Source organism: Acinetobacter sp. AND/436, assembly GCF_049546925.1.
Taxonomy (GTDB): domain Bacteria; phylum Pseudomonadota; class Gammaproteobacteria; order Pseudomonadales; family Moraxellaceae; genus Acinetobacter; species Acinetobacter indicus.
In genome coordinates this window covers 54,611-67,537 of record NZ_JBMXBO010000001.1, presented here as the reverse complement: position 1 = coordinate 67,537, position 12,927 = coordinate 54,611, and the positions used below count along the sequence as shown (strand labels likewise).

At 46.6% G+C, this 12,927-nt stretch carries 8 protein-coding genes and 1 tRNA gene; 3 read left to right on the top strand and 6 right to left on the bottom strand.

Features of this window, described 5'->3' with window-relative positions; translation table 11 throughout:
• Positions 1 to 41 precede the first annotated feature (41 nt).
• The 5 genes from tgt to queA all read right to left on the bottom strand — a co-directional run bounded on the left by tgt (position 42) and on the right by queA (position 4,984).
• Positions 42 to 1,172 (bottom strand): tRNA guanosine(34) transglycosylase Tgt, encoded by a 1,131-nt coding sequence (gene tgt / locus ACPEPR_RS00310; RefSeq protein ID WP_045796613.1) that lies wholly within the window; start codon positions 1,170 to 1,172, stop codon positions 42 to 44.
• Between the two features lie 137 nt (positions 1,173 to 1,309).
• Positions 1,310 to 2,134: a DUF4303 domain-containing protein gene (locus tag ACPEPR_RS00305; protein WP_423561786.1), complete on the bottom strand. Its 825-nt coding sequence runs from the start codon at positions 2,132 to 2,134 to the stop codon at positions 1,310 to 1,312.
• A gap of 186 nt (positions 2,135 to 2,320) precedes the next feature.
• Entirely contained in the window at positions 2,321 to 2,887 is a 567-nt protein-coding gene (locus ACPEPR_RS00300; RefSeq protein WP_168384223.1) for a LemA family protein, read from the bottom strand.
• Between the two features lie 22 nt (positions 2,888 to 2,909).
• Entirely contained in the window at positions 2,910 to 3,935 is a 1,026-nt protein-coding gene (locus tag ACPEPR_RS00295; RefSeq protein ID WP_168382662.1) for a hypothetical protein, read from the bottom strand.
• Positions 3,936 to 3,946: 11 nt separating this feature from the next.
• On the bottom strand, positions 3,947 to 4,984 hold the full coding sequence (queA, locus tag ACPEPR_RS00290) for a tRNA preQ1(34) S-adenosylmethionine ribosyltransferase-isomerase QueA (RefSeq protein ID WP_168399790.1): 1,038 nt from the start codon (positions 4,982 to 4,984) through the stop codon (positions 3,947 to 3,949).
• A gap of 179 nt (positions 4,985 to 5,163) precedes the next feature.
• Between queA and ACPEPR_RS00285 the strand changes: the two genes are divergently transcribed.
• Positions 5,164 to 5,250 (top strand) — tRNA-Leu (locus ACPEPR_RS00285).
• Positions 5,251 to 5,782: 532 nt separating this feature from the next.
• Here the strand turns inward: ACPEPR_RS00285 and ACPEPR_RS00280 are convergent.
• Entirely contained in the window at positions 5,783 to 8,020 is a 2,238-nt protein-coding gene (locus tag ACPEPR_RS00280; RefSeq protein WP_005180056.1) for an NADP-dependent isocitrate dehydrogenase, read from the bottom strand.
• A 784-nt stretch (positions 8,021 to 8,804) separates the two neighbouring features.
• Between ACPEPR_RS00280 and ACPEPR_RS00275 the strand changes: the two genes are divergently transcribed.
• Positions 8,805 to 10,079, top strand: a complete 1,275-nt coding sequence (locus tag ACPEPR_RS00275) for a GAF domain-containing sensor histidine kinase (RefSeq protein ID WP_168395512.1) — start codon at positions 8,805 to 8,807, stop codon at positions 10,077 to 10,079.
• A 75-nt stretch (positions 10,080 to 10,154) separates the two neighbouring features.
• On the top strand, positions 10,155 to 12,905 hold the full coding sequence (gene glnE / locus ACPEPR_RS00270; RefSeq protein ID WP_168397771.1) for a bifunctional [glutamate--ammonia ligase]-adenylyl-L-tyrosine phosphorylase/[glutamate--ammonia-ligase] adenylyltransferase: 2,751 nt from the start codon (positions 10,155 to 10,157) through the stop codon (positions 12,903 to 12,905).
• Positions 12,906 to 12,927 lie beyond the last annotated feature (22 nt).

Here is a 12,927-nt window from a genome sequence, read left to right as displayed (position 1 = left end):
AATTTACCCTGTCTTTTTCTTCAGCGCAAATACTGAAAAGATTAATCTTGCGGACAAGGCGGCACATCCAAACCGCGACGGGCGTAAAAGTCCTGTACAAAGTCATCAAAAGTGCCATTGTCCAAGGCATTACGGATATCTTGGGTAAAGCGTTGGTAATAGCGCAGGTTATGGATGGTACCGAGCATTGAACCGAGCATCTCGCCGCATTTTTCCAGATGGAACAGGTAGGCGCGGGTAAAGTTCTTGCAGGTATAACAGTCACAGTGCGGATCGAGCGGGCTCTGGTCATGACGGTATTTGCTGTTGCGAATCCGTACCAGACCATCGGTCACGAAATAATGACCATTACGGGCATTACGGGTTGGCATTACGCAGTCAAACATATCCACCCCGCGGCGAATACCTTCCACAATATCTTCCGGTTTGCCGACACCCATCAGGTAACGTGGTTTATCTTCCGGCATTTTGTTCGGCAGATAATCCAGTACCTTGATCATTTCTTCTTTTGGTTCACCGACTGACAGACCGCCAATGGCATAACCATCAAAACCGACTTCTAGCAGACCATTTAAAGACTCATCACGTAAATCTTCATACATCCCGCCCTGAATAATCCCGAACAGGGCATTTTTATTTTCAAGGACATTGTGATGATGTTCTTTACAGCGTTTGGCCCAGCGTAACGACAGCTGTAAAGATTTCTGTGCTTCTTCATGGGTCGCTGGATACGGCGTACATTCATCAAAAATCATGACGATGTCTGAGTTCAGAACCTTCTGGATTTCCATGGAAATTTCTGGAGAAAGGAATACTTTGGAGCCGTCAATCGGTGAACGGAAAGTCACGCCTTCTTCTTTAATCTTGCGCATGGCACCCAGACTAAAGACCTGGAAACCGCCAGAATCGGTCAGAATCGGCTTGTCCCATTTCATGAATTCGTGCAGGCCACCATGTTCTTTAATGACATCCAGACCCGGACGCAAATACAGATGGAAGGTGTTGCCTAAAATAATTTGTGCTTGAATGTCTTCAATATCACGCGGGAGCATGCCCTTAACGGTGCCATAGGTTCCGACAGGCATAAACACGGGGGTTTCCACCACACCATGTTCAAGAGTTAAACGACCACGACGGGCGCGACCCGATTGGCCTAATTTTTCAAACTTCATACAGGTTCCAAATCAAGGCGAAAAAACAGTTCGCTGATTGTTTGCGCTAAAAGTTCATCATTTTCCTAGATTCTGCCGTGAATTGCTAGTTTTGATGCGTTTTCTTGGGTAAATATTGTGGAGGAAAATCATGGCAATTACATGGCATAAAACTGCTGAATCCGTTGCTGGATTTCATCTTTCGGGAGGGCAAACAGGCCCTGTTCATTTCTGTCCATGGCAGCAATCGAGTGAATCAGACGCTGGATATACAGATTGCTGTCAATAAAGCCCGGTTCTAGCGTCAGCAAATAGGCGGCGTGGGCTATTTCCAGGTAATCATAAGGTTCAATTTCCAGCAGCTGCGCCAGATCAATCAGCAGGTCTTTATCAATCTGCTGTAATTTTATCGCTGGTGGATGGGATGAAGCATCCAGCAGAGCAGGGCGCTGTTGATGGGCCAGAAATTCTGCCAGTAAGGGGCTCTGCGTATTCAGCAGCCGTGCAGAGTCCGCTGTCATTTGTGGCTGTTTGGCCACCTGCATAAAAAACACCATTGAACTCAGGTCCAATCCATAGGCATTCGACAAGGCGTGTCGGGCTTGCTGAAACACATTCAGCAAAACCTGTAGATGGTTCTGTTGCTCGGAGTCACGCTGCTGGGCCAGTGGATGCCCAAAGATATGGCGCTTCTGGAAATAGTCTGTGAACAGGCGTTTAAACTGATTCAAATGCTGCTGATGCGGCTGGCTGCGATAGCGCCATTTCTGGACTGACCATTTGTCATGGTCTGACAGGTACTGAGCCGGATCTTCCTGCTCGCTAAACAGGCAGCGCCGGGTGGAAATGGCCAGATATTCAAAACCCAGATATTCATTCAGCACCAGGGCGCAGGCATAAATATGGTCCTGTTCATACTGCTCATAGAGTTGAAAAAACTCGTGAATGAGTGCCGCTTGAAAGCTCTGCAGATGTTCTAACATGGTCGGGACTAACTTTTTTATTTTTAATCATGCTGTGGTAATGCCTGAGCTATTGTTGATATTTTGCTCAGTGTTCTGATTGTGACAAAGCGCAGCCAAATGTCAACCGGATGTCATCTGCGCGGGGAAAATCTCGCTGTAATCACGACAGGCGGTTTGACATTGAATCAAGAGGTCATCTTGGTTTTAAAAATTCGGGCGATACTCAAAGCCTTGCTGCATGCTTGGATCACGGAACGGGCGAATGGCTTTTTTGCCCAAAGTTAAGGTATTAATGATGTTGTTCGGGAAAATCTGAATCTGGTTATTAAACAGCTCGACATTGCGGTTAAAAATGGTAATCGCAGCACCGACATTTTCATTCTGTTCTTCAATTTCGTGCATCATTTTTAAATAGATGTCATTGGCTTTCAGCTCAGGATAGTTCTCGACCACCACGTTTAGGTTGTGCAGCAGCTCTTTACTTAAACGCTCAATATGTTGCAGCTGGGCGCTGTCGGTACTGTCCAGTTTCAGGTTTAATACGTTTTGGCGCAGTTCGGTTACTTTGGCCAGCGTGCCCTGTTCAAAACTGGAATATTGCTCCACCACTGGAATCAGCTGTTCCAGAATCTTGACTTTCTGGCGTTCGTAACTGGTGACATCGGCCCAGGCACGAATACTGGCATTGTGATAACGCACAATACTGTTGCGAATCAGAATCCCGATAATCAGCATGGCCAGAATGATAGCCAGAAAAATCATCAATCCCATAGAAATCTCCCCACGTCCAAATTTATAAAAGCTGCAGCAAATGGCGTTGTAATTGTTCTAGATACGGTAATTTAAATGTACGCAGATGTCCACGTAAAGCCGAAATATCCTGAATGGTTTTATAGGTGCTGCTGGCCTGAAACAGGTTCTGGCTACCTATATAGCACAGGATTTTCTGTTCAGGATGAAACAGCAGATCGCCGGGCTGCGCGTTCAGGAAATTGGCCAGTTTCAGCACCACCGCCGGAGTCAGCTGCCGGGCCATCTGATGAGTATCGGTGCCATAGATGTTTAACTGCCGGTTAATCTGAATATCACTGGTATGCCACGGCTGGGTATAGGGGTAGGCAAAGCTTTTACGCTGCGAGCTGAGCGCCAGTCCCTGTAACTCGACCCCAAAGACAATGGCACCCCACAGGAATTTTTCAATTTCTTTGAGCCGCATTTTGTTGCCATTCTGGTCTTGGACCTGAATTTCAGAGACATAGCGATATTCAAACAGCATCACCTGATGGGTCTGGCCCTGTTCATCCTGCCAGTGGGTCAGAGCATAGCGGCGAATGTCATTGCTGAGATTGCCTTGCTGGAACAGCGGAAACAGCTGTTTGATTTGCGCAATAAAACGGACCGGCTGGAAGATGACCTGTTCATGCCGGGGAATGCTGTTAAAGGCCAGCTGATACTTGAGCGCCAGTGCCTGTTGCTCCAGTTCCTGAATGGCATTGGTGATTGGGCGGCTGGATTCATAACAGAGAAACGCACCAAAGATCAAAAGGCCTCCCAGCAGCAGACACAGCTGCAAGGCCCAGTGCGCCGGGGCCAGCCAAAACAGCAGGATCAGTATCAGGCCGATGATGCCAAGCAAAATTGGCAGCTTGTTTTCAAAACGCAGGCTGATCGGGGCATTCCAGGGATGCAGCCGGTCAAGCAGTTCCTGCTGGGATTTGGCTTGTGCACCAATTTCCCAGAGCCGGGCGAGATTATTCCACACCAGCTGATTCTTCTTGCGGCGAATATGAATGCTGTGCTGAATATTCTCGATTGGCATGGGGCAGTGCTCTAGCTGTGGGCCTGATCAATCAGCATGGCATCGCCATAACTAAAGAAACGATAGCGTTCAGCCACGGCATGTTGATACGCCCGCATGACATTTTCACGGCTCGAAAGCGCAGACACCAACATTAATAAGGTGGATTCAGGCAAGTGGAAATTGGTGATCAAACGATCCACCACTTTAAATTTATAGCCCGGATAAATGAAAATCTGGGTATCACCGGTCCAGGCGGCCAGTGTGCCGCCATGTGCCTGTGCTGCACTTTCGACCGCACGGGTGGCTGTGGTACCAACTGAAATGACTTTATTGCCACGTGCTTTGGCCTGCTGGATCATCTCCACAGCGGCGGCTGGTACATCACACCATTCGCTGTGCATGATATGGTTTTCAATATCAGTGGTGCGTACCGGCAGGAAGGTTCCGGCACCGACGTGCAAGGTTACAAAGGTTTTTTGAATACCTTTGGCTTCAAGCTTGGCCAGCAGTTCGGCATCAAAATGCAGGCTGGCAGTCGGGGCAGCGACACTGGCCAGTTTGGTCGGATCATTAAATACGGTTTGATAGCGTTCGGTATCAATCGCTTCTGCTTCACGGTTAAAGTACGGCGGAATGGGCAGGGCGCCGTAGCGATCCAGCACCTCTAGAATGGGCTGGGAAAACTCGACAATAAACAGGTTCTCATGCCGGCCTTGTACCGTGACTTTCACTTCATCTGGACCAATGAAGAGTTCAGCACCGGCTTTTGGTGAATTGCTGGCTTTAATATGGCAATGCGCAATAAACTGATCTTGCATGCGTTCAACCAGCACTTCCACAGCGCCGCCGGTAGCACGTTTACCTTTCAGGCGGGCTTTCATGACTTTGGTGTCATTTAAGACCAGCACATCGCCAGCTTCAAGTAAATTGACAATATCGGTAAATTGATGGTCTTGATACTGACCTTCGGCATTGACATGCAGCAGACGCGAGGCGCTGCGCTGTTCCAGCGGGTAACGGGCAATCAGTTCATCAGGGAGATCGAAATTAAAATCAGAAAGTTGCATGGTTAAATAAATGCGCAAAACAATAACAGGATTGGGCGTAGTATATGCGTTTTTCGGTTTTATCGCTGAAATTGCCTAATTATAAGACAAAAAAAATCGGGTTGATTTATTTTTAAACAAATATGGGAGGCGAGCGTTGACAAGCGGGTGAAACAGTTTATTATACGCATCAACACCTTCCCGAGGTGGTGAAATTGGTAGACGCGGCGGACTCAAAATCCGCTGTCAGAGATGACGTGTCGGTTCGAGTCCGACCCTCGGGACCACAGATTTTAAAGAACCCCAAGCATATTCAGACTTGGGGTTTTTTATTGCCTCAAATTTATGGATAGCTATCTCATATCGCTTTGTTATTCGATACTGTATTTACAATCAAAAAATAAATGACTAATCGAGTATTTTGATCAATCCTGATTGCATATTTTAAGTTTCCTCCATAGCCGGTAAGACTCTAGGAAAATTTGTCGATGTGTTTTCCCTGTTTGATGTGAGTCCTCTTTTAGTTGAAGATATTCTGCGTAGTCCATGGTGACAGATACTTGTTTGCTTTTGCCAATATTAATTTCAATTTTTTGCATATAACAGGTGCTTGTTCAAAACGAGTAATAAGCATAATTTAAAATTGTAATTTCTATTGTAGGTTATTGAATACCAATGAGTTCACGTACGTACGCATGAAATATTTAAAGAGGGAAAATAGGTATTGGTTCAGCTTGTAATGAGTAGTGAGATAAAAAAACCGGCGCCTTAGCACCGGTTTTTTTATGAGTTGACTAACAAAGGTCAGTCAAATCCAGTTTAAGCTTGTAATGAAGCCAGCGTTGCATTCAAGGTTTCGCTTGGACGCATCACGGCATTCACTTTCGCTTGATCTACCGCGTAGTAACCGCCGATATCTACTGATTTGCCTTGGACTTCTGCAAGTTCAGCCACGATTTTCTCTTCATTTGCAGCTAAAGCTTGTGCAAGTGGAGCAAATTTCGCTTTCAGTTCAGCATCTTCGTCTTGTGCAGCAAGTTCTTCTGCCCAGAATTTTGCCAGGTAGAAGTGGCTGCCACGGTTGTCCAGCTCGCCAGTACGACGTGATGGAGATTTGTCGTTGTCCAGCAGTTTGCCTGTTGCAGCATCTAAAGTCTTCGCCAGAAGTTTCGCTTTCGCGTTGTCTTCTTTAATGCCAAGCTCTTCTAGAGATACCGCCAGTGCCAGGAACTCACCTAAAGAATCCCAACGTAAGTGGTTTTCTTCAACCAGCTGTTGTACGTGTTTTGGTGCAGAACCACCGGCACCTGTTTCGTACATACCGCCACCAGCCATTAACGGCACGATTGACAGCATCTTCGCAGATGTACCCAGTTCCATAATCGGGAACAGGTCAGTCAGGTAGTCACGTAAGATGTTACCAGTTACAGAAATGGTATCCAGGCCACGAGCAACGCGCTCAAGCGTATAACGCATTGCACGGACTTGTGACATGATCTGGATGTCTAAACCGTCTGTATCGTGATCTTTCAGGTATTTTTGTACTTTCTTGATCAGTTCATTTTCGTGTGGACGGTACGGGTCTAACCAGAAGATGGCTGGCATACCAGAGTTACGTGCACGTGTAACAGCCAGTTTCACCCAGTCGCGGATTGGTGCGTCTTTCACCTGACACATACGCCAGATGTCGCCTTCTTCCACATTTTGAGACATCAATACTTCACCTGTTTCCAGATCCGTGATGTTGGCAACACCCGCTTCAGGAATTTCGAAAGTCTTGTCGTGTGAACCGTATTCTTCCGCTTTTTGCGCCATCAGACCAACGTTAGGCACAGTACCCATGGTACGTGGGTCGAAGTTACCATTCCATTTACAGAAGTTGATCATTTCCTGGTAAATACGCGCGAAAGTCGATTCTGGCATTACTGCTTTACAGTCGTAAGGCTTGCCGTCAGCACCCCACATTTTACCGCCAGAACGGATCATTGCTGGCATAGATGCGTCAACAATTACGTCGTTCGGAGAGTGGAAGTTAGTGATGCCTTTTGCAGAATCCACCATCGCCAGTGCAGGACGGTGTTCTTGACACGCGTGCAGGTCTTCGATGATTTCTTCACGTAAAGAAGTAGGCAAAGTTTCGATCTTCTCGTAAAGACCGGCCATACCATTATTGACATTAATGCCTAACTCGTCGAACAGTTTGCCATGTTTTTCGAAAGCATCTTTGTAGTAAATTTTCACACAGTGACCGAATACGATCGGGTGTGAAACTTTCATCATGGTCGCTTTTACGTGTAAAGAGAACAGGATGCCGGCTTCTTTACAGTCATCCAATTCTTTTTCATAGAAGTCGCAAAGCGCTTTTTTGCTCATGAACATCGAGTCGATGATTTCACCGTCTTGCAGCGCAACTTTTGGCTTCAGAACAATGGTTTCACCTGACTTGGTGATCAGTTCCATTTTCACGTTACGCGCGCGGTCTAAAGTCATGGACTTTTCGCCATGGTAGAAGTCGCCTTCGTCCATGTGAGAAACGTGAGTTTGTGACCACTGTTTCCACTCGCTCATTGAGTGCGGGTTTTTCTTCGCGTAGTTCTTTACTGCAGTTGGTGCGCGACGGTCAGAGTTACCTTCACGTAATACCGGGTTTACTGCAGAGCCCAGGCATTTGCCATAACGGGTCTTGATTGCCTTTTCTTCCTCAGTGGTCGGGTTTTCAGGGTAATCAGGAACCGCATAGCCTTTAGACTGAAGTTCTTTGATACATGCAGTCAACTGAGCAACAGAAGCACTGATGTTTGGAAGTTTGATGATGTTCGTATCTGGATCTTGTGTAAGACGACCTAGCTCTGCGAGGTTGTCAGTGACCTTTTGCTCGTCGGTGAGGTAGTCAGAAAATTCTGCGAGCACGCGTGCGGCCACGGAGATGTCACTTTTAACGATCTCTACGCCGGCCGGCTTAGTAAAGGTCTCAATAATCGGCAGCAGCGAATAAGTCGCCAGTAATGGCGCCTCGTCAGTCAGTGTGTAAATGATGGTTGACTTTCCACCAGCCATATATAGCCCCTTGCGTTGATTGAGTTTTGAGGGGGTGAAAGTGATGAATCAGCCCCTGCGAACCGGTTTGCTTAAGTAAAACCTTGAGAGTATCGACCCTCAAGCCTTTTCAGTCAACGTAATATCCGTGATAACGACATTTCGCTGAAAAATGATGCATTTTAATTCGTGATATTTGTGCCTGATTTGAATCCACACTTGCCTGTTTGGGGAAGAAAAACACTCAAAGAGCCGCCTTTTTTCCTTCAAACTCGATCATTCTATCCAGCATATCTGTTAATTAGATTTGAATGATTAACCTGTTTTTTTCGATACCAATAAGACAGATTGATCATGTGATGACGATTCACTGATCAGGCGGATATATTATCGCCCAAAAACATGAACAGAAGATGTAAAACTAAAGTAACGTGCTGATCCCATCATCCGGTGAAAATTAACCCGGAAATTCTCTTAAAAATCCGATGAGTTTAAAGAAATCATACCTATTACCACACTGAAAAAAAAGTGTATAAAAATGTGCCAATTTATTTTTAACCAAAATCAGTTAAAGTAGCTTGCTGTTTAAAAAGAGATAAACAAAAAGTAGTGAATTTATTTAATAAATGTAATGAAAATATACCTTTTGTTAAAATTTTTTCAGGTTACAAATTAATGAAGGAGTTTAGTTTATTCTTTTAAGTTTGGTGTTATATTCTCTGTTAAAGTTTGTTAACCGGGCTGAGCAATCAGCTTTAAAAATGGCCTAAATATTCTATAAGAATGGATCTCGGATGAGGCAGATATGAAGTTGCAGTTGCTTGAAATAGGTTCAGAAACTGAACAGCTGAGTGCATGCAGGTTGTCTCTATTATTGGGGGTATTTACTGCCACCAATCAGATTGAGCGTTTTTTATCATCTGCCCGTAAAATTTTAGGGGTAGAGCGTTCCGCGCTGGCCTTCGAGGGTGAACCCTATTTATGGTATGCCCATCAGGACTGTTTTAAAGCCTTTATTGCACCCGATCATATCCAGATTGTCGAATTGTTTGATGGTCAGGACTGCATTCATACCGAGCATCCTCACTATATACAACTGGTTGAGCGTATTGGCTCTTTAGGTGTAGAAGCAAAACGCTTTATGGCCTTTGATCTGAAAATGTCCGATGGTCGCTCGATTGGACAGATCCTGTTTTTCGACCAGAACGAGCAGCCTTTTTCGCTGCAGGCGATTGAAATTCTCAGTGATCTGGCCACCAATTTGGTGAATTATCTGGAGTTAAAAGCCGACCATGCCGAGCTGAAAGAAATGTATGAGCAGCAGGCCGCACTGAATTTCAGTAAAACCAAATTTTTCCAGATTATTGCGCATGACTTAAGAGCGCCGTTTCATGGCTTGCTCGGTTTTTCCGAAGTTCTGGCACAAGAACGCGAAACGCTAGATGATTCCAGTGTGCAGAATATTGCCGACTATTTATATGATACTGCGCAATCGACCTATAACCTGCTGGAAAGCCTGTTGAATTGGGCCATGGCAGAGGGCGGCCGCTTTATCTATCATCCAATTAACTTCAAGCTGCAACAGTCGTCGAAAATTGTATGCGATGTGCTGAACAGTCTGGCGGTGAAAAAGAATATTCAGCTGATTAACCAGATTGATGATGATATTAAAGTCTATGCCGACATTAATATGATTACTTCGGTTATCCAGAACCTGGTGTCGAATGCGCTGAAATTCACCCCGACAGATGGTACCGGCAAGGTAACTTTACGCGCCGAACAGGCAGACGATGGCGTGCACATCTATATTCAGGATACTGGTCTGGGCATGAGCCAGTCGCAAATGGAACAGCTGTTCCAGGCAGCGGTTACAGCCAGTAGCAAAGGTACAGCCGGTGAAAAAGGTACTGGTCTGGGCTTAGTATTGTGTAAACGTTTTGTCGACCTGAACAAAGGCGAAATTGTGGTGGAATCCAATGAAGGCGAAGGAACCACCTTTATTGTGACCTTGCCGCAGGCCACCAGCGCGCATCAGGCTTTAATGCCGGAAGATATACAGTTCGAAAAAGTAAAAATGTAGAAAACGCAATTTTCTTTTCCTCTCTAGCCAGACTCCTGATATAACTAGAAAAAACAGTCAGCTTTGGGTGTGTGAATGAATACGGAACAATTGCGCAAAACCTTAGGTGCCAGCCAATATGCAGAACAGGTATTGGCCAAGCACCAACCCCTCTTAGAACAAGATTATGCAGTTGACCGGTTTTTAACCCCTTTAAGCACCCAGCAGATTCAGCACACCGTGCAAACGACCTTGCAGGATATTCAGGATGAAACCGAGTGGATGCGTAGTCTGCGGATTTTACGTGCCCGGCTGATGTTTCGCTGGATCTGGCAAGATGCCAACCAGTTAACCGATGTGGTCACCCTGACCCGTGAACTGTCCGATTTCGCCGATGTCTGTGTAACAGCAGCCAAAGATTTTGCCCGGGCTCCCTTGGTGGCCAAGCATGGCGAGCCGGTAGGCTATAACGGTAAAGTACAGGAGCTGATTGTGATTGCCATGGGTAAACATGGCGCGCAGGAACTGAATTTATCCAGCGATATTGACCTGATTTTTGCCTTCGATGAGCAGGGCGAAACCAACGGTCGTAAATGTATTGATGTGCAGCAGTTCTGTATTTTATGGGGACAGAAACTGATTTATCTGCTCGACCATATCACCGCCGATGGCTTTGTGTTCCGGGTTGATATGCGTTTGCGTCCCTGGGGCGATGGTTCGGCACTGGCGATTAGCCATGTGGCGCTGGAAAAATATTTAAGCCAGCACGGCCGTGAATGGGAACGCTATGCCTGGATCAAGGCACGCATTGTCACCGGAGGCAAAGAAGGGGATGAACTGCTGGAGATGACCCGGCCGTTCGTATTCCGCAAATATGTTGATTACACTGCCTTTGAAGCCATGCGTGAAATGAAGGCCATGATTGAGCGCGAAGTGCAGCGTCGTCATCTGGAAGATGATATTAAACTCGGCGCTGGCGGGATTCGTGAAGTTGAGTTTATTGTGCAGATGTTTCAACTGATTTATGGCGGGTCCAAGCTGGAGCTACAAGACCGGCAATGTCTGGTCAGCCTGAATCATCTGGATGAAGCTGAATTGCTGGACAGCAAAGCCGTGGCCGAGCTGGAAGATGCCTATTTATTTCTGCGCCGGGTTGAACATGCGATTCAGGCGCTGAATGACCAGCAAACCCAGTCCTTACCGACCGAGCCAGAATTGCGTCAGCGTTTGATCAGCACTTTAGGTTTTGCGAGCTGGCCAGATTTTATGGCTTTTCTAGATGAAAAACGCGCCAAGGTTATCTACCAGTTTGAGCATTTAATTAAAGAAAAAGAACCAGACCCGCTGGTCGAAAGTTTTAGCCAGCTGGAACAGCGCCTGAATGAAGTGCTGGATGATCAGGCCAAAAATCTGGTGCATGAATTCTGGTATGGACATGCGCTGAAAAAATTACCGGCCAAAGCGGTACAGCGTCTGAAAACCTTCTGGCCGCATCTGGTCGAAGCAGTGTTGCAGTCAGATATGCCGCAAGTTGCGCTGGTACGGTTGATGCCGTTGGTGGAATCGGTAATGCGCCGTACCGTGTATCTGGTGATGCTGATTGAAAGCAAAGGCGCATTGCAACGTCTGGTAAAAATGGCCACCGTCAGTCCATGGATTTGTGAAGAGCTGACCCATTATCCGGTGCTGCTGGATGAATTTCTGTCGATGGATTTTGAATTGCCGAAACGTCAGGATCTGGAAGATTCCTTGCGTCAGCAATTGCTACGGATTGAGGTCGATCAGGTCGAAGACCAGATGCGGGTACTGCGCCTGTTTAAAAAATCCAATGTACTGGCAGTGGCAGCCAGTGATGTGCTGGCCGAAAGTCCGCTGATGAAAGTTTCCGATGCGCTCACCGATATTGCCGAAGTGTCAGTCAATGCTGCTTTGCATCTGGCTTATCAGATTACCGCGAAAAAACATGGTTTCCCGCTGGATGCTGAAGGCCAGCGCTGTACGCTGGATCATATGGCTTTTACCGTGATTGGTTATGGCAAGGTAGGCGGGATTGAGCTCGGTTATGGCTCGGATCTGGATCTGGTCTTTATTCATTATATGGATGAACAGGCCGATACCGACGGGCTTAAACCCATCAGCGGTTTTGAGTTTGCGATGCGGGTGGGGCAAAAGTTTGTGTCATTGATGACCACCCAAACTTTAGATGGCCGCGTTTATGAAGTCGATACCCGGTTACGTCCGTCTGGGGAAGCGGGATTACTGGTCACCAGCCTGAAAGCGTTTGAGCATTATCAGCTAAAAAGTGCCTGGCTGTGGGAGCATCAGGCGCTGGTGCGCGCGCGCAGTATTGCCGGTGAACGCTGCCTTCGGGACAAGTTCGAGCAACTACGCTGCCGGATTCTGACCCAGCCACGTGAACAGGCGCATGTGCGTGCTGAAGTGCTGAAAATGCGCCAGAAGATGAAAGACCATCTCGGTTCATCAAATGAGCAAAAAAAAGATGGAATTTTTCATTTAAAACAGGATGCAGGTGGTATCGTTGATATCGAATTTATGGCACAGTATGCGGTGTTAGCGTGGAGTGGGACGAATAAAGATCTCGCCCATTACTCCGACAATGTACGAATCCTTGAGGATGCCGCAAAGACAGGTTGCTTATCCAGCAACGATGCGACTGCTCTGATTCAAGCTTATCTCCGTGAACGCGCAGAGAGCCACCGCTTAGCCCTTGCAAATCAATCCATGCAAGTGTCTGCAAGCGACTGGCACGATACCCGAATGACCGTTTGCAAGTTATGGCAAAGACTGATTGATCCAGCTGCAGCATTTGCGCTGGAGAGTGAATAATTGTGAAAAATTGGAGTTTATG